Raw genomic sequence first — 18,203 nt, forward strand, 5'->3', positions numbered from 1 at the left:
CGATTTTGTTTTCGCAGAACAGGAACAAATCAAGCCCCCGACCCGTATTGTTAGTAAACCTAAAGGAGGGCGTGCCGCATGTTTCAAGAACGGAACGACCGGTTGGCGGAATTGAAGGGCAAGGCTAGACAGAAGGCCGCCTGGGAGCGACAGGAGCAGGAGCTGGCGAAAGAGCTCGAGCGCAAGCGCCATGAGCGCGGGCAATGGGAAGAGCAGCTGCGCGCCGAGCAGAAGGACGTGGACCGGTTGACCGGCCTCAGCTTAGGGGCATTATTTTACGCGCTTATAGGCAAACGGGACGAGAAGCTGACCCAGGAAGAAACCGAAGTTCTTCAAGCGAAGCTCAAGCTCGACGAGGCGGCGGAAACGGTCGCCGAATTGGAGGCGGAGCTGGACGAAGCGAAGCGGCGGCTCGGCGAGGTTCGCTTCATCGAAAGCGATATCCAGGCGGCGCTGGAGGAGAAGAGGCGGCTGATCCTCGCCTCGCATCCCGGCTTGGCGGCCGAGCTGCAGGAGTTGACCGACCGCGAGGCGGAAGCGCAAGCGAACGTGAAGGAGCTGAGCGAGGCGGTGTCCGCCGGCCGGGCCGTGATGAACGCCCTGGACCGCGCTGAAGATCGGCTTGGTTCGGCGAAAAACTGGGGCACGTACGACATGCTCGGCGGAGGTCTGATCTCGACGGCGGTGAAGCACGGCCGCATCGACGAGGCGCGATCCGCGATCCACCACGCGCAAAGCGCCTTGCGTCGATTCCAGACCGAGCTGGCGGACGTGCAGCGCGACGTCTCGATTCAGATCGACGTCGGGGAGATGTTGACGTTCGCGGATTACTTTTTCGACGGGTTCATTACGGATTGGATCGTGCAGGGCCGCATTACCGATTCGCTGACGCAGGTGTCGAGCAAGCGCGCGCGAATCGCCCGCATCGTGGCCGAGGTCGAGAGCGAATGGCGGAAAGCGGAGGCGGAGCTGCAGACGCTGCGCCGTCGGAGATCGGCGTTGATCGAGAACGCGTAACGAGCCGGGTCGATCGCGCGGCTGAGGGTATGGCGGGGCGGGCGCGAACGTAGACTAATATGCGGAGGAATGATACCATAATGCCCATAAGATGGCGCGAATTATTGCCGGACTTCCCCAGCAAGGGCGCGTGGGTGAACGGCGAGCGGACGAAGGCGCAGCTGACGGGCAAGCCGACGCTCGTTCACTTCTGGGCGGCGAGCTGCAAGACGTGCCGGGAAGGACTGCCGCTGGTGAACGAATGGCATCGGACATACGGCGGACCCGACGGAGCCGGGCTGCAGACGATCGGCGTCCATGTGCCCCGCACGGCGGAGGACGAGGATGTCGGGGCGGCGGCCGAGCGTATCGTTCGGTACGCTATCTCGCATCCGGTGCTGCTCGACGGCGATCGGGCGGCGGCGGCGGCGTTCCGGAACGAATGCGTGCCGGCGTATTATGTGTTCGACCGAGCAGGCCGCCTGCGCCATTACCAAACCGGCGAGCGAGGGCTCGGCTTGTTGGAGCAGCGGATCCGCAAGCTCTTGTCGACGAAGGAATCCGAATAGGAGGATTGGTACACGTGAACGTACCCGAGAACCGCAAGTACAGCGAAGAGCATGAATGGGTGAAGGTGGAGGAGAACCGCGCGACCGTCGGCATCACCGACTTCGCGCAAGGGGAGCTCGGCGACATCGTCTTCGTGGAACTGCCGAAGGTAGGGGACACGATCAAGTTCGGCGACCCGTTCGGCAGCGTCGAATCCGTAAAGACGGTGTCGGAGCTGTATGCGCCGGTCAGCGGCAAGGTCGTGGCGGTGAACGAGGAGCTGAACGACGCGCCGGAGCGCATCAACGAAGCGCCTTACGAGGGCGGCTGGATGGTCGTCGTGGAGATGTCGGACCCGACCGAGCTCGACAAGCTGTGGACGCCGGAGAAGTACATAGAAACCTACGGGGTATAACGGGGCACAGGCGGCCGGGTGGGCTCGAAAGCTCACCCGGTTCGCGTTTCCGAGAGAGAACGGAGGGATCGATGAAAGAATGGAACATGGCACGTCGCTAACGTCGCTGATGATCGTCGTCGGCGTCGCGTTTCTCGTACCGGTGCTGCTGCATCGCTTCAGGCTGCGGTTTCTGCCGGTCGTCGTGGCGGAAATCATCGTCGGCATCGCGATCGGCAAGAGCGGGCTGAATTGGGTCGCGGAAGATCCGTACCTAGAGATGCTTTCTTCCTTGGGCTTGATTTACCTTATGTTTCTAAGCGGGCTGGAGCTGGATTTCTCGCTGCTCTCCTCGAAGTCCGGCGCGAAGACGAGCGGGCCTAACGTCATGAAGGTGGGCCTCGCCGTCTCGGCGGGGGCGCTGCTGCTGGCGGTGGGACTGGCCTTCGGGCTCCAAGGCGCGGGGCTGATCGAGGAGCCGTTCTTCTTCGCTATCGTGATGGCGGCCATCTCGCTTGGCGTCGTCGTCCCGGTGCTGAAAGAGAAGCGCTTGATCGAAAGCCGGATCGGACAAGTCATCCTGTTCATCACCGTCGTGCTCGACTTTACCGCGATGATTCTATTGGCATTCTACATCAGTTTGCGATCGCAGGATTTGTACGTCATGCTGCAGCTCGTGTTGTTTTTCGCGGCGGCGTACGTCGCTTATCGTCTCATCCGCCGGACGTTAAACCGGAAAGTATCCGAAGCGATCAAGGCGGGTACGATCCAGATCGGCACGAGAGCGGTATTCGCGCTGATCTTGTTCTTCGTGGTGTTGTCCGAGACGCTCGGCGTCGAAGTGATTTTAGGCTCCTTCCTCGCAGGCGCGATCGTCTCGCTCATGCTGCCCAAGAAGGACTTCGTGCATAAGCTGGAGACGTTCGGCTACGGCTTCCTGATCCCGATCTTCTTCGTGATGGTCGGCGCGGATCTGGAGCTCGGAGCGCTCCTGCGGGAGCCGAGCGTCCTGACGCTGATTCCCGTGCTACTGGCGTGCTTCTACGTCGCGAAGATGCTGCCTTCGCTGCTGCTGCGGCGATGGTACGCTTGGCGGGAGGCGATCGGGGCCGGGGTATTGCTGTCGGCGAATCTGAGCCTCGTCGTCGCCGCGGTGGAGGTGGGCGTCAAGTTCGGCATCATCGACGAGCAGCTGCGGGGCGCGCTCATCCTCGTCGCGATTTTGTCGTGCTTTATTTCGCCGATTCTGTTCTCGCGGTTTTTCCCGAAGGCGACGCCGAAGCGGCTGTCCATCGGCATCGTCGGCGCGAACCATATTACGCTGCCGGTGTCGCTCGATCTGGAGCGGGAGCAGTACGACGTTCGGCTCTATAGCGCCGCTTCGGCGGAGGAGGCGGCGAGGGAGCCGAAGTCGAGCCGATTCCCCCTTCGCGAGGTGGACAAGCTCGAGCCCGAGGCGCTGGCCGCGGCCGGCTTGTTCGATCAGGACGTCATCGTGTTCGCGACGGCCGACGACGACGTGAATTTGTCGCTCGCTCGCGAAGCGAAGGAGCGGGGGACGGCGCGGATCATCGCCCGGGTGGAGGAACCCGACCGGCTGGACGTAACCGGTGGCGAGATCCCGCCCGACGTGCAGCTCCTCTCGTCGCTGTATGCGACCCGTACGCTGCTGAAGGCCGTCATCGAGCATCCGAGCGCGGTGAAGCTCATTACGCAGCACGACGACTCGATCCAAGAGGCGGAGCTGCGCAACCCGGCGTACGACGGCATGGCGCTGCGCAGTTTACCGTTCCTCGGCGACGTGCTCGTCATGCGCATCTTCCGCGGCGATTCGTTCGTCGTGCCGCACGGCAATACGGAAATCAAGCTCGGCGACCGGCTTCTCGTCAGCGGAGACGTCGAAGAGATCGCCGCGGTGAAACGGGAGATGGCGTAAGCCGAACCGAAACGGATATGGAAAAAGACGAAAGCCTTGCTTCGCGACGTCAATCGTTCGCGGGGCAAGGCTTTCGCGTCGGAAACCATTTATGCCTTCAACTTTTGATACCGTTCCATATACTTCAGCACCGTCAGCACGAACGTCGCATGCGACCAGGTGAGCGGCGCGACCGAGATCGGGCTGCCGTCGAACGGATCGACCTGTTCGGACAGCACGCCGCTCTCCATCGCATGGTCGACCACCCATTCGATCGTGCGCCGCGGCGACTCGAGGTCGGCGAGCGACTCCGCCGTCTCGATCTCGAACTCGGCCATCCAAAGCGTACAGATGATCCACGGATTGCCCGGCACGACGTCGAGATCGGAGGACATCTGGAAGTAGTAGTCCTGATAATATCTCGCGATGCCGCCGACTTCCGTCTTGATCGACAGCCCTTCCTTGATTTGCCGCATCGTGCGGACGACGCGTTCGTCCGACGCCGGCAGTACGCCGAACTCGAAGATGCCGTAGATGCTGCTCTCGAGCGTCATATCGCGAACCCACCTGCCGTCCTGCTGCTGCAGTCCGCGGGCGAAGCGGCCGGCTTCCTCGTCCCAGAGATGGGTCAGAATGCCGTTCTTGATGCGCTCCGCGGCCTGCTCATACCGGCTGCAGCGCGCGTCGTCGCCGAACAAGCGGGCGAAGTTCGCCGCCGCGACCATACCGCCGTAGACGGCGGACGCCGTGAACGTATAGATGCCGTACCGTTCCTCCCACAGATCGTAGCTGGGCTTCGGCAGCTGCAGCTCGGGATCGACGTAGGAATATAGAAATCGGGCGGCCTTGCGGATCAAGCTCGGGTACAGCGACTGCGGCAGCTCGATGTCCCCGTGCTTCGCGAAGTCGGCCCACAGCGCGAACAATACCAGGGCCGTCTCGTCTTCCTGGATCGGGAGCTGCTGTTGCCCGTTATGTACGTACGGATGCCAAGAGGACCCGACGGTGCCGTCCGGATTGTACTTATGATGCAAATACCCTTCGTCCGTGATCGCCTGGGCGCAGAAGTGAAAAAACGGGACGACCATGCCTTGATAGCCGGCCATCGACATCGCGTAAGCGACCAACGCGCCGTCGCGCGGCCACATGTAGCTGTAATGGTCCCGGTTGTAATTGAGAATGTCGGTGTCGTTCGCCGCGATGATGGCGCCGCGCTCGTCGATCTGCGTGCGCACCGTAAGCAAGCTTTGTTTATACATGGCGACGACGTCGTCGCGCAAATCCCCGAAGTCGCGCTCCTGCTTGTTGACCCAGCGCTGCCAGTAAATTTTCGTCCGATCGAGCAAGTTGCCGGGGCCGCTCTCCCGAACGTAGGCATTGAGCTTCTTCACCTCGTCGAGCGTATGACCCGCGGTCATCCAGTAATACATCGTGTGCGTGGAAGACGGCTGGACGAACAGGCGGAACGAGATCGTGCTGTCGACGGAGCCTTGCGCGATCGGGTTGCCCATCAGATGGCCGTCTTCCGCGTCTTTCCAGGTGCCCTCGGCTTGATGAAATCGCTTGACGCCTGTAGTATATTGATAGATGCCTTCTTGACCGGTCGAACCGTTGAACATGAAGTAGTGGTCGCGCTTGTAGTGAAAGACGGTGTTGTTCGCGGGGTAGTAGGCGGCGGTATCGCCGACTTCGGTTTCGTTAATGACGAGATCCTGGTGGAAGAAGAGGCGGACTTCCCGTTCGTGCTCGGTGTCGTTCCTGACGGCGAAGCGTCGAATGAAGATGTCCTCGCGTTGGTGGACGCCGTCGTTGATCGTGAGCGTCAGCCCGAGTCTCGGATGGGTCGCGGTGACGCAAGTGACGAGGGAATCTTCCTCGTAATCGAGCGTGCGCCGCCATTCGTCGTCCGCGAGCCACGCGAACTCGCCCCCGGCCCAAACGCCGACGCGGCAGTGATAACCGCTCACATGATTCAATTGTCCGACATAAGGATAATACAAATCGCGAATGTAGCCGTTCCGATCCAGGTTGATGAGCATTTTGCCGTTTCCCGTTACGAGATGCCTTGGCACGCTACCACTTCCTATCGTCTTCGATTCTCTATATGAAGCTTATATTTTCATACAGTATAACCGGAAACGGTCGATTACGCATCAGATTCGTCATCGGTTTCCGTCGCCTCGATTCATTGCGATCCGATCCGGGGCGGCTCGACCGACATGCGGGGCAGCAGCTTGATCAGCTCGTCGACCTTGTTGCTCGCGTCCAGGACGCGTTGGAATTGCTCCCAATCGATCGAGAGATGACGGATGGATGCGCCGCGGTGATAGGCGACGACAAGGGAACGTTCCTCCGGATCGTAAGACACGTAGGCGATCTGCTTATGTTCCAGCGGGACGACATGCGCCATTAGTACCGAACCCCTTTCTCGCGGGAAGATGATGGTAGCTTTTTATGATATGCGTTAATAGTATGGAATAGAACGTTCCGCAGGTCCGCAAGGCTTGGACCGATGCGGGTTTTCTGTTAAAAAGTGCTTGTCTTCGGGAAAAAGGAATTGTACGAGTCGAACTCGAATAAGAAGAAGATATCCGAAACGAAACGTACCGGGAGGGATCAAGATGAGCTTTTGCTGCGGCGCGAGCATGATCGGCACGAAGGGCAGCATCCGCCACCTTCGGACGCAGATTCATAACGTTCCGATACTGTTTTGTCCGGTATGTCACCGGATCGAGGTGCATTATCTCGTCGAGGACGAATACGAAATCCTGGCCGAATACGCGCAAGGAGACGGCGCATCCGAAGTGGACTTCGAAGATTATTCGGACGCTCCGCTGCACGACGCGTTGTTCGAAAACTGCGTCAATCAGGAGCACGAGGATCCGCTCGCGCTCGTTACGAACCAGATCGATATGGCGCTCGACCTGCTTCGCATCGCCAAGGGCCTCGACGACGTCGAATGGGAATATCAGTTGAAGAATCGGCTGCGCGTCATGAGCGGCCGAAGAGATAAATTGCGCAGGAAGAAGACGACGGGCGGCTATCGATAATGCGAACCCAGCGAAACAAAGCGGGGGGGAGAAGCGTCTCATGAATGGGGCGCTTCTTTTCTTTTTCCAATCGGGAGTACCCCCACAAAGCTCGAAGCCGCATCGAATAGATTAGGAACCGAGGTGAACCGGGTGATCTTGCTGCTCATCCAGAAGTGGTTGAAGCGCACCGACAAGACGAAAACGTCGTCCGCGGGCGCGCCGATCGAAGACGAGGTGGCCGCGATCCGCGCGGGAGACGAAGCGCTTCGGGGCGACGTCATCGCTCGGTATCAGCCGTACGTGGCCAAGACCGCGTCACGCTTCTGCAAACGCTACATACACCCCGAATCCGACGACGAATACAGCATCGCGCTCTCGGCGTTCAACGAAGCGATCGACGCGTTCGACCCGCAGGCGGGCCGCGCGTTCCTCAGCTTCGCGGAGACGGTCATCCGCAGGCGGTTGACCGACTACGTGCGCAAGGAGCAGCGTCACGCGTCTCACATTCCCCAGAGCGCCTTCCTCATGGAAGACGACGAGGGGGAGACGTACGATCCGATCGAGGTCGACGCCTCCGTGGATCGATACAAGCTGGATCGGGAAAACGAGGAGCGCAAGCTCGAGATCGAGACGCTGAACCGGGAGCTCGCCGACTACGGCATCACGTTCGGCGATCTCGTCGACGGCAGCCCGAAGCATGAAGACACCCGGCGTTCGCTGATCGGCATCGGGGCGCTCATCAGCCGGGATTCAGCCTTGTACGGGCCATTGACGAACAAGAAGTCGCTGCCTCTGAAAGAATTGTCGGAACGTGTCGATGTGTCTCGGAAGACGTTGGAACGGGGACGGAAATATATTATTGCCGTCGCTTTGATTCATTTAGGAAATTATCCGCATTTGCAATCCTTCGTAGCGCCGTCCGCATCGGTTTCGAGCGGAGCCGGGGCTGCGGCGCATCGCGGCGAGAACAAGGGGTGGGAAGATTGAAAAAGGGCGTCGTCATGGAAGTCGGGGAGCGTCATGCGGTCGTATTGACGGATTCCGGCGCATTCGTTCGCTTGGCGAAGCGCGGACGAACGTTCGCCGTCGGGGAAGAGATACCGCTCCCCGCCGCCCGGAGGGGACTGCCGCGCAGGGCGTGGTACGCCTTGTCGTCGACGGCTGCCGCCGCGCTGATCTTCGCCATGTTCCTCTTCTCGGCGCTGCCGGGAGGCGGGCCGCCGGTCGCGACGGAACCGGACGATTTGAACAAGATCGCTGTGACGGAGACGCCGTCGGTCGGTCCCGGATCTACGGACGCGACGCCGCCGGCGAACGACCCGCCGCCGGCGCCGATGCTTGTCGCGTACGTCTCGATCGACATCAATCCGAGCGTCGAACTCGGCCTCGACGCGGCGGGGACGGTCGTGAAGGCGAGCGGACGGAACGAGGATGCGACGGAGCTGCTGGACGGACTCGAGCTCGTCGGCCTGACGCTGGAGACGGCCGTCGCGCAGGTGATGGAGGCGGCGGAGACGAAGCTTCTGAGCGCGAGAACGGAGGCGGACATCGTCATTACGAGCGTCGTCGTCGACGAAACGGCGCCGGTGAAGGAAGAGGAACTGCAGGCTCGCGCGAAGAGCGAAGTGGACCGCGTCATCCAGGAGCACCATGCGGAAACCGCGGAGGCGTATCGCGTAACGGTATGGTCCGCGCCGAAGGAAGTGCTCGAGGAGGCGAAGGAGTCCGGTTTGTCGGCGGGCAAGATGGCGTTCCTTCTGAAGGCGCAGGCGAACGGCGTGCAGGTGACCGCCGAGGAGCTGCAGAAGTCGTCGATCCACGACGTGGCGAAGCAATACGCGGATAAGAAGCTGCTCGACGCGGATCCGACGTGGACGAAGGAGACGATGAAGGAGCTGCTGAAGCAAATGAAGTCACAGATCAAGGCGTCGGAGCAAGACGATGACGACGAGAAGGACGACGATCGCGGCGACGACGGAAATTCGGGCAACGGGAAAGAAAACGGGAACGGCAACGGGAAAGGAAACGGCAGCGCCGCCGGTAACGGCGGGAGCACCGGGAACGCCGGGAACAAAGGAAATGCCGGAAACGCCGGGAATGCCGGGAATGGAAATGCCGGGAATGCAAACGCCGGAAATGCCGGCGGTCCAGGCAACGGGAAAGCCGCCGACGACGGCCGCAATCCGAAGATCGACCTTGAATTCGATTTCGATTGGGGAAATTGGGGAGATTGGGACGGCGGCAACGAGGAAGACGACGACGATCGAGACGACCGCGAAGACGGCCGGAAGAAGGATGACAGGCGCGACCGGGACGACGACGATCGGAACGAAAGAGAGAAAGACGAGGACGGACCGCGTCGCGACGACGGGTCCGTCTCGGCGCGTCCGAACGAAAAGGACAAGGACAAAGATAACAATCAACAAATAAACAAAGAGAAAGACCAAGAGAAAGACAAAGCGAAAAACAAGGAGAACGAAAAGGTCGAATCCAAAGAAAAGAACGAAAAAGATAAGGAAAAATAAGGGCTCCGGCATCGCCGGGGCCTTTGCCCTGTGATAAAATAGTATCGATTCGCACGGAGGCGGCCGAAGCGGCTTCTTCCGTCCGAGCGCTGGCGAACGCGCTGCATAGCGGCGACGACAGCCGCATCGGGAAGGGATCCGAGATTCCGATTCATCTGTTCGATCAACCTTACAGCGGAAGGATTTGAGAGGCTTGCGATATCACGTGTTCGGCAGAACCGGTCATACCGTCTCCGCTCTCGGCTTCGGCGCGATGAATTTGCCCGGCGTGCCGTTCGAGCAGGCGCGCGACGCATTGAATTACGCCCTGGATCGGGGCATTACGTATATCGATACCGCGGCGGGGTATCGGAACAGCGAAGAGATTATCGGCGACAGCATCAGCCATCGCCGGAGCGAATATTTCCTCGCGACGAAGACCGCCCAACGCGAGTACGAGAAGGCGAAAGAAGAGATCGATCGCAGCCTGAAGCGGATGAAGACCGACTACGTCGACCTGCTCCAAATTCATTATGTGAATACGGTGCAGGAGTTCCAGAAGGCTATGGGGGAGAACGGCTCCTACCGCGCGGCGCTCGAAGCGCAGCGGGAAGGCAAGGTTCGCTTCATCGGCATCTCCGGCCATCGCCCGGACTTGCTCGCGAAGTGGATCGCGCCGGGCCAATTCGACCAGGTGTTGTTCCACTTGAGCCTCGTGCAGCCGTTCGCGCTCGACGAACTCATTCCGGTCATGAACCGGCTCGGCATGGCGAAGACGGCGATGAAGCCGTTATCCGGCGGTTTCGTGCAGCCGGTCGAGAAGGCGTTCCGCTACACCTACAGCCAGGACGTCCATACGATGATATCCGGCATGGTAAGCGTCGACGAGGTGAAGGAAAATCTGGCCGCCCTCGAGCGCGAGGTCGAGGCGGAGGAGAAGCGGGAGCTGGAGTCGATGGCGGCGAACTTATCCACGCACAATTGCCGCCGCTGCAACTACTGCTCCTGCCCGCTCGAAATTCCGATCCCCGACATGATGATCTCCAGCGTCGTCCGTCGGGAACTGGGGCTGCTGTCGAAAGGACAGGCGTTCTACGAGAAGCACAAGAGCAAGATCGTCTCCTGCGCCGACTACGAGCCGTGCCGGGAGAAGCCGCTGTGCGAGGAGAAGTGCCCGTACCATCTGCCGATGCAGCGGACGATTCAGGAAACCGCGGCCACGTTGGCATAGGAGAACGCGGATTCGCGCTTCGTCGCCCTCGCGTTTGGAGACGACGGGAGGGTTTGCTATAATGGGAGCACGATGGATACGGAGGTCGAAGGGTATGTTTTTCAAGAAGACGGATGTCCCGACGAGCGACCGCGTTCCCCCGGGGCAGACGCTGACGACCGGTTTCCCGGTGCTGCATCATGGGGACGTGGCGCGATATAAGGATGTTAGAACGGAATGGAACCTCCGCGTCTTCGGCTTGGTCGAGGAGGAGCTTCGGCTGTCGTACGACGAATTCATGGCGTTGCCGCGCCGCGAGTTCGGCAACGACATCCACTGCGTCACGACGTGGTCGAAGCTCGACAACGTCTGGGAAGGCGTGGCCGTAGGAGAAGTGATCGGCCGCGTGAAGATCAAGCCGGAAGCGAAGTACGTGATGCTGCATGCGGAGCATGGTTGGACGACGAACTTGCCGATCGAGGATTTCCTTCGGGAGACGACGTTCTTCGGCCTGAAGCACAACGGGGCGGAGCTGACGCCGGAGCACGGATATCCGGTCCGCATGGTCGTCCCGCACTTGTACTTCTGGAAGAGCGCCAAGTGGCTGCGCGGCATCGAGTTTATGACGAAGGATAAGCCGGGCTTCTGGGAGCGCAACGGGTATCATATGTATGGCGACCCGTGGAAAGAGCAAAGATACGACTTCGATTGAAGGAAGGGGGAAACCCCTTCTTTTTTATTTTGTACCGATTGAAGGAAAGCGGCGCTTCGAGTCCGGGACGGAATGAGATTGACATAAATTCACGCAAACGGTTATTCTGTAGTAATACCCATTTTATGGGTCATAATCTAAGGAGTGTTCGGCATGAAGTTACCTGTCCATGAACAATTCATTGAGCAGGCAATTAGGTACGTCAGCCAAGATCAACGATTCATAGGTCTACTAGCGGGTGGTTCCATGATGTACGGAACGATGGATGAATATAGCGATCTAGATCTAATCATCGTTTATCGTTCGGAGTCCCGCCATGAGATCATGAACCAACGCCTTCGAATCGCGGAGGGGATGGGCAACCTTCTTTCAGCGTTTACAGGCGAGCATGTCGGCGAACCCCGGCTGATCATTTGTTTATATGGCCCAGCCCCGCTTCATGTCGATCTTAAATTCATACAACCGGAGGAATTTAGATCCCGAATTGAGAATCCATTGATCCTCTGGGAACGAGGTTCCGACATTACAACGATACTAAGCGAGTCGACTCCATCTTTCCCTTACCCCGATCCGCAATGGATGGAGGACCGATTCTGGGTGTGGGTGCATTACGGTGCCGTAAAATTAGGGAGGGGCGAGTTGTTCGAAGTGATCGATCTGATCACCTTTATGCGGAACGCCGTATTGGGCCCACTGGCACTCATTCGCTACGGTCATCTCCCGCGAGGAGTCAGAAAGCTAGAAACATATACCGCTGCCGAAGTAGTAGAGGAACTAAAAGGTACGATCCCGATTCATAGCTTCGAAAGCTGCTACCGCGCGCTTAAAAATACGATTAATCTTTATCAACGTCTCCGTGACGCACAGAAGATTGTTCCGAAAAAAGAAGCTGAACGCGTTTCTGTCGAGTACCTTGACGGCATCTTCGCATCCCGATCCTTATGAGCCAAGCGACTATAAGGCGCGGTGAAGGGCGTGGAAGCTTAAGATGCGGATGTAAAATAATAAACCGGACAAGGGGCTATCTAACTGCGTAACTGTACGCCATGAAAGATAGCCCCAATGTTTACCCGTCCGAGTGGTTAAGTTTCTTCACTAATAGGCTGTGTAGCTCTTTATTGGACGCAAGTATGTTTCGTGTCGATAAGTGGAAGTCCCGTCCGTCTACTTCGGATACCACACCTCCGGACTCCTGAACAATTAAAGCGCCGGCGGCGATATCCCACAGTTGCAGAGAAAGGTCCCAAGTAGCGTTTAATCGTCCCGAAGCTACATAGGCTAACTGCAAGGCGGCTGAACCGTAGATTCTAATGTTACGGCAACAATCGCGAATGTTTTGGACTTGATTGAGCATATGGGGACGATCCGACGCGATATTCGACGGAAATCCGGTACCGATAATGCTGTCGTCGAGGGATTGCACGGGTGAAACTTGAATCCGACGTCCATTCAAGAAGGCGCCCTTCCCCAGAACCGCCCAAAACATCTCCTGAATCGTCGGATCATATACGACGCCGAGCTGAATTACTCCATATCTGATCAGGGCAATGGATACGGTATATCCCGGTAACCCGTTAATAAAATTGTTCGTTCCGTCAATCGGGTCAACGACCCATAGGTATGGTTCCGATTGAATATCTAAGGGTTGTTCGCAAGAAACCCCTCCTTCTTCACCTAATACCCTATGGGTTGGGAATTTCTCGTACAGATGATTTCTTATTAGATGTTCAGCAGCTTGATCCACTTCTGTTACTAGATCGTAAGCAGACGATTTTTGAAAAATAAGACTTCCATCGCTGATTCTCGACTTAATCATCGTTCCCGCTGTAAGCGCAATGTCTAATGCCTGCTCTAGGTAGTCGGTATTTCCCATTAAGCGGATACCTCCATCCGGGGAGGGAGCAAGCGTATAAACTCAGATTGCAGCCGCAATTTGATGTGGGATCCAACCGAGAAAATGCCGTTGGCATGATGTTCGTAGTCAACAAACGTTGCCGTTTGGTCGCCGAGCGATATTTCATACTCGGCGAAAGATCCCAAGTAAGTCACCCTCGTAACGGTTGCCAGGAACAACCCGTTCGGATCGTAACGCCAAAACTCGGGGCGAACAATGCAATCCACTTGAGTTCCTGTGCGGAAGTGAAGAGAAGAATCTCTGGCGACTTGGATGGCTTGGTTCAAAATCAGAAGCGTTACGGACTGATCCTCGACTTGTCGTATCTCTGCCTTCACGAAATTCGCCTTCCCCATAAAATCGGCAACAAAATGATTCGCGGGTTTAGAATAGATCTCAGTAGGGGAGCCGACTTGCTGAATTTCAGCCTTATTCATAATGACAACCTTGTCCGATATCGCCATGGCTTCAGACTGGTCATGAGTTACATATAAACTGGTAATTCCTAGACGCTGCTGAATTTTTCTTAATTCATCTCGCATAAATTCGCGCAGCTTCGCGTCAAGGTTGGATAACGGTTCATCAAACAACAACACTTTAGGTTCAGTAACAACCGCTCGAGCCAAAGCGACTCGCTGCTGTTGTCCGCCGGAAAGAGCGGACGGCAAGCGGTCCTGCATCGGCTCCAACTGCATTAAAGACAACACTTCGCGTACCCGCCGACCGAGGTCCTGCGCCTTGATGTTTTTTAGCTTTAAACCATATGCGACATTGTCATAGACGGTTAGATGGGGAAATAAGGCATAGCTTTGAAATACCATGCCCACATCGCGTTTATTCGGAGGCGTATTCGTTATTTCTTTGTCGCCGATATAAATATGCCCGGAGCTTGGCGTTTCAAACCCGGCAAGCATCCGTAACGTCGTGGTTTTCCCGCAACCGGAAGGACCGAGCAGGGTAACAAGCTGTCCGGGTTCGATATCCAGCGTTATTTTCTTAACGGCATATATGTCTTCTTTCCCCGAATGGGAGGGGAATTTCTTATCGACTTGATCAAATTTTACGTGTGACATGCTTACGGCGTCCTCCTTTTTGTCGAACCTAGTTGATTGACCATGAATTGAAGTATCCCTAAAGCGATTAGGACGATGAATATGAGAATGACGCAATATGCTGCAGCCACGCCGAGACGGCTAGCTTCGATCTGAGACAGTATGGAGATCGTCATTAAGTTCCAATTGACGGATATGAGGAAAATAATAGCGCTAACGGAAGTCATCGATCGCACAAAGGAGTATACAAGACCGGAAAATAAAGCGGACTTCATCATCGGCAGCGAAATTTTCCAAAACGTCGTAAAGCTATTCGCCCCTAAGACGGCTGAAGCTTCCTCGATCGAAGGATCAACTTGTCTAAGGCTATTCGTTCCTGCTTCAATGCCGACTTGTAAATTGCGGAACGTTAAAGCGAGTATGATAATGGCCGAAGTACCTGTTAACAACAAGGGATAGTCGTTGAAGGACAAAATGTATCCAATCCCGATGACCGTTCCCGGAACGGCAAAGGTAAGCATTGAGCCGACTTCCATCAACTTTTTTCCTGGGAACTTCTTGCGAATGAGTAAGAACGCAATCACCATTCCGAGCAGGGCGGTGATCGGGGTGGAAATCACGGACAAAATTAATGAGTTTCTGACGGTGTCGAAGCCTAAAGTGAATATATATCTGAAATTATTCAGTGTTATGGAATAATCGACACCCCATAAATGGATCAAAGCGACGTATCCAACCATGATGTAAAATACGAGAACAACAACGGTGATGAGCCCGCAGAAAGCGAATAACGGCCAAACGATCATTTTGTCTGTTAACCGAATGGTAAGATTGGAAGGCTTTCCGGTTACAGTGACATACGATTTTTTGCTCACCCAATATTTTTGGATGAAAAACGCCGTCAACGAAGGCAGCAGGAGGGCAATGGCTAGAAATGCGCCGGACCGGAGGTCGTACATCCCTGTGATTTGGAGATAGGCTTGGACCGCTAAGGTATTATAATCGCCGCCCAAGACCATGGGATTACCGAAATCCTCTATAGACTTAATAAATACTAACAGCATTGCGCTTAAAATTCCCGGAACCGCTAACGGGAATGTGATCGATCGGAACACATGCCAACGGGTAGCTCCTAAATTCAACGCAGCATCTTCTACGGAAGAGTCGATCGATTCAAGAACCCCTCTTAAATTGAGGTAAGCGATTGGAAAAAATGCCAGTGTTTGGATGAAAATCAAACTAGGCAAACCGTATACATCTACATTGTCCAATCCAAAAACACGGTTTGTAATGAGTCCGGTCCTTCCGAATAACAAGATAACACCCAATGCAATGACGAACGGTGGAGATATGATCGGAAGCATTGCAATCAGATGGAAAAACTTCTTCCCTTTCATGCCGGTCCGCGCAATGGCGAAAGCGAACACGAAGCCAAGCAAAGTGGCTAGAAGAGCGGCGATGATCCCTAGTTGCACACTGTTCCAAAAGGAAGATAGGAAGTAGCTGCTTTGCAACGATTGACCGATGACCGCAAGGCTGAATCGCCCTTCATCGACGACAGTAACCTTGATCACCTGATAAATTGGGTACACCGCAAAAATGAACAAGGATAGCAGAATCGCGGCAACGAGCAAGAACAACCAAGGTTCCTTCCACAGCATTGCCAAATGCAACTTATACGGGTTTGTCTTTGAACCGGGATCAGTGGTCTTCGAGTTGACCATAATAGTCCCCTTTCTGTAGTAGGGGCTGCGGCGAGCAGCCCCATTCAACGATGTCGTCTTCAAAAAGTTATTTTACGTCTTCTTTTCCTTTGATTTGGGTTTCGAATCTTGAAATTAAATCCTTCCGGCGTTCACCGGCCCACTCTGCGTCATATTCAATCAGTGTAATTTCGCTCAATTTTACTGCGCCTTCCGGCGTATCGGCTGCAGGATGCACCGGCAAGCGATATGACTCTTTCAGCAGGTTCTGCGCGTCCTTCGAAATCACCCAATCCATGAACTTCTTCGCGTTCTCCAGTTCATTGGCAGGCGCCCCTTTAATCAAAGCGGCTGCGCTCACTTCAAACCCGGTTCCTTCGGAAGGGAAGGACATGGTAAGCTTGTATCCTTGACTCTTCGCTTGAAGGATGTCTTGGGTAAATGCGATGCCCACAGCGACTTCCCCAAGACCGGCCATTCGAACCGGAGCGGAGCCGGACTTCGTATATTGCCGGATGTTATGATTCATTTCCTTAAGATAACTGTAAGCCTCTTCCTCGCCAAGTAATTGAACTACAGTAGAGAGGGTAGTAAAGGACGTTCCGGAAGTAGCCGGATGCGCCATAGCAATTTGGTCCTTGAATTCAGGTTTTTTGAGATCTTCCCAGCTCGCCGGGGGGGCCATATTATGGCTTGCCAACCAGTCGGAATTGGAAACAAACGCAATCGCCCCTACGGTTACAGGAGTCCAATGGCCTGTAGGATCGTTATACTCTTTGGGGATCATATCGATCCCTGCCGCAGTATACTTTTCAAGCAATTCTTGATTCGATGCGGCTATGAATGTGTCGGAGGAGCCCCCGAGCCAAACGCTTGCTTGCGGGTTGTTCTTTTCCGCCTGCAGGCGTGCCAAGATTTCCCCTGCAGACAGACGAATGAAATTCACGTCCACTCCGGATGCTTTCTCGAATTCGCCAAGAAGGAACGCTGCTTCATCCTCGATCAGGGCAGTATATACGGTTAGTTTGCCGGACTTCTCCACCTTCTTCTCATCCGGCCCTACGGCAGAAGATTCAGTGCCGTTCGTACGATCGGTGCCGCAACCAGCTACGATAAGCAGTGAAAGGGCAAATAAAAATATCATGGGTTTACGAAAGTATTGAGACAAGTAATGAGACATGGGTAATCCTCCTTATAGGATCGTCGATATTCAAACTTCGCTTACCGATTTGGTCGTCTTTCGCGTGATCATACGTGTTTCCATAAGCACGGAATCCGCGTATTTTTCTTTATTCGAGATCATTTGAAGAAGCAATTCGGCAGCTTTTCGCCCCATTTCTATAATCGGTTGTTCCATGGTCGTTAATTGGATCCAATGCAGGTTGGAATAATCCCGATTATCGAAGCCGACGACGGAAATTCGGTCGGGTACAGGAATCTCATGAATAGCCAACCACTCTAAGGCTCCGATCCCTAACAAATCATTTCCGGCAAACACTGCGGTAAGACCCAAGTTGGCGGCATATAAGGATTCCATCGCTCTGCGACCGTCCGCAAAGGTACGTCCACCCTTGGCAATAAGACTGGGGAGAGGAAGGAGGCCATGTTTGCGCATGGTATCTAAGTATCCTTCGAAACGTTCTGCCCCGATTTGCGACGGCAATTGAATAAAGCCGATATTCCTATGGCCAAGACCGATTAGATGTTCCGTCAGTTGAGCAGCCCCGTCGTAGTGGTTGGCATCAACGAAAGGGAACTTAAGTTCCTTCGGCGGTTTCCGACGTAGAAATACAACAGGGATTTCCAGCTTTTGAAGCATGTCGATAAAGCGTTCATCCATATTGTCGGGCGTGACGATCAATCCGTCCCATCTTCGTTCTACCGCGCTGCTTAAAAACCGTTTCTCCTTCTCAGGGTCGCGGGAAGTGCTTACATATACGACGCTATGTCCGCTCTTCGCCATCGCTTCTTCCACCCCGCTAGCGTTGCCGGAGAAAAACGAATCGGCAATATCGGGAATCATTAGTCCGATCGTGAACGTTTTCTTGTGAATCATGCTTCGCGCAAGCGCATTCGGCGTATAGTTTAACGTTTCCATCGCTTCCTGGACTTGTTTCTTTGTTTCTTCGCGAATATCAGGATGGTTGTTAAGCGCGCGCGAAACTGTCGAAACGGATACGCCCAAATATTTTGCTACGTCCTTAATAGTGGCCACTATGTTTCACCCTATTCTAGAATTTTA

17 protein-coding genes are annotated in these 18,203 nt (G+C 55.5%); 10 read left to right on the top strand and 7 right to left on the bottom strand.

Annotated features, from left to right (window positions below; genetic code table 11):
• Window positions 1-78 precede the first annotated feature (78 nt).
• The 4 genes from RIN49_RS05460 to RIN49_RS05475 all read left to right on the top strand — a co-directional run bounded on the left by RIN49_RS05460 (window position 79) and on the right by RIN49_RS05475 (window position 3,875).
• Entirely contained in the window at window positions 79-1,017 is a 939-nt protein-coding gene (locus tag RIN49_RS05460; RefSeq protein ID WP_309119148.1) for a hypothetical protein, read from the top strand.
• An 80-nt stretch (window positions 1,018-1,097) separates the two neighbouring features.
• The gene (locus RIN49_RS05465; RefSeq protein ID WP_309119149.1) at window positions 1,098-1,565 is read left to right on the top strand and encodes a redoxin family protein; all 468 of its coding nucleotides are present in this window, start codon (window positions 1,098-1,100) and stop codon (window positions 1,563-1,565) included.
• 14 nt (window positions 1,566-1,579) lie between these two features.
• Window positions 1,580-1,960, top strand: a complete 381-nt coding sequence (gcvH, locus tag RIN49_RS05470) for a glycine cleavage system protein GcvH (protein ID WP_309119150.1) — start codon at window positions 1,580-1,582, stop codon at window positions 1,958-1,960.
• A gap of 79 nt (window positions 1,961-2,039) precedes the next feature.
• Window positions 2,040-3,875 (top strand): cation:proton antiporter domain-containing protein, encoded by a 1,836-nt coding sequence (locus tag RIN49_RS05475; RefSeq protein WP_309119151.1) that lies wholly within the window; start codon window positions 2,040-2,042, stop codon window positions 3,873-3,875.
• 89 nt (window positions 3,876-3,964) lie between these two features.
• Here the strand turns inward: RIN49_RS05475 and RIN49_RS05480 are convergent, their stop codons facing one another.
• Complete coding sequence (locus RIN49_RS05480) at window positions 3,965-5,926, bottom strand: glycoside hydrolase family 15 protein (RefSeq protein WP_309119152.1); 1,962 nt, start codon at window positions 5,924-5,926, stop codon at window positions 3,965-3,967.
• A 113-nt stretch (window positions 5,927-6,039) separates the two neighbouring features.
• Window positions 6,040-6,264, bottom strand: coding sequence for a hypothetical protein (locus RIN49_RS05485; RefSeq protein ID WP_309119153.1), 225 nt, complete (start codon window positions 6,262-6,264; stop codon window positions 6,040-6,042).
• Window positions 6,265-6,475: 211 nt separating this feature from the next.
• Between RIN49_RS05485 and RIN49_RS05490 the strand changes: the two genes are divergently transcribed.
• The 6 genes from RIN49_RS05490 to RIN49_RS05515 all read left to right on the top strand — a co-directional run bounded on the left by RIN49_RS05490 (window position 6,476) and on the right by RIN49_RS05515 (window position 12,257).
• Entirely contained in the window at window positions 6,476-6,904 is a 429-nt protein-coding gene (locus tag RIN49_RS05490) for a hypothetical protein (RefSeq protein WP_309119154.1), read from the top strand.
• Between the two features lie 132 nt (window positions 6,905-7,036).
• Window positions 7,037-7,873 (top strand): RNA polymerase sigma-I factor, encoded by an 837-nt coding sequence (gene sigI / locus RIN49_RS05495; RefSeq protein WP_309119155.1) that lies wholly within the window; start codon window positions 7,037-7,039, stop codon window positions 7,871-7,873.
• Window positions 7,861-9,411, top strand: coding sequence for an anti-sigma factor domain-containing protein (locus RIN49_RS05500; RefSeq protein ID WP_309119156.1), 1,551 nt, complete (start codon window positions 7,861-7,863; stop codon window positions 9,409-9,411). The genes sigI and RIN49_RS05500 overlap by 13 nt, the downstream gene beginning before the upstream one ends.
• 193 nt (window positions 9,412-9,604) lie before the next feature.
• On the top strand, window positions 9,605-10,621 hold the full coding sequence (locus tag RIN49_RS05505) for an aldo/keto reductase (RefSeq protein WP_309119157.1): 1,017 nt from the start codon (window positions 9,605-9,607) through the stop codon (window positions 10,619-10,621).
• A 94-nt stretch (window positions 10,622-10,715) separates the two neighbouring features.
• Window positions 10,716-11,312 carry a sulfite oxidase-like oxidoreductase gene (locus RIN49_RS05510; protein WP_309119158.1) on the top strand — a complete coding sequence of 199 codons (597 nt, stop codon included), beginning with the start codon at window positions 10,716-10,718 and terminating at the stop codon, window positions 11,310-11,312.
• 153 nt (window positions 11,313-11,465) lie between these two features.
• The gene (locus RIN49_RS05515) at window positions 11,466-12,257 is read left to right on the top strand and encodes a nucleotidyltransferase domain-containing protein (RefSeq protein ID WP_309119159.1); all 792 of its coding nucleotides are present in this window, start codon (window positions 11,466-11,468) and stop codon (window positions 12,255-12,257) included.
• A gap of 121 nt (window positions 12,258-12,378) precedes the next feature.
• Here the strand turns inward: RIN49_RS05515 and RIN49_RS05520 are convergent, their stop codons facing one another.
• From RIN49_RS05520 to RIN49_RS05540, 5 genes are read right to left on the bottom strand one after another with little or no spacing between them, the layout of a single operon-like run.
• Window positions 12,379-13,185 carry an inositol monophosphatase family protein gene (locus RIN49_RS05520; protein ID WP_309119160.1) on the bottom strand — a complete coding sequence of 269 codons (807 nt, stop codon included), beginning with the start codon at window positions 13,183-13,185 and terminating at the stop codon, window positions 12,379-12,381.
• Entirely contained in the window at window positions 13,185-14,279 is a 1,095-nt protein-coding gene (locus RIN49_RS05525; RefSeq protein ID WP_309119161.1) for an ABC transporter ATP-binding protein, read from the bottom strand. Before RIN49_RS05525 ends, RIN49_RS05520 begins: the two co-directional genes overlap by 1 nt.
• A 2-nt stretch (window positions 14,280-14,281) precedes the next feature.
• Complete coding sequence (locus tag RIN49_RS05530) at window positions 14,282-16,045, bottom strand: ABC transporter permease (protein ID WP_309119162.1); 1,764 nt, start codon at window positions 16,043-16,045, stop codon at window positions 14,282-14,284.
• A 4-nt stretch (window positions 16,046-16,049) separates the two neighbouring features.
• Window positions 16,050-17,141: an ABC transporter substrate-binding protein gene (locus RIN49_RS05535; RefSeq protein ID WP_309119163.1), complete on the bottom strand. Its 1,092-nt coding sequence runs from the start codon at window positions 17,139-17,141 to the stop codon at window positions 16,050-16,052.
• A 30-nt stretch (window positions 17,142-17,171) separates the two neighbouring features.
• Window positions 17,172-18,176 (bottom strand): LacI family DNA-binding transcriptional regulator, encoded by a 1,005-nt coding sequence (locus RIN49_RS05540; protein ID WP_309119164.1) that lies wholly within the window; start codon window positions 18,174-18,176, stop codon window positions 17,172-17,174.
• Between the last annotated feature and the right edge of the window lie 27 nt (window positions 18,177-18,203).

Source organism: Paenibacillus sp., from assembly GCF_031177825.1.
Taxonomy (GTDB): Bacteria; Bacillota; Bacilli; order Paenibacillales; family YIM-B00363; genus Paenibacillus_AE.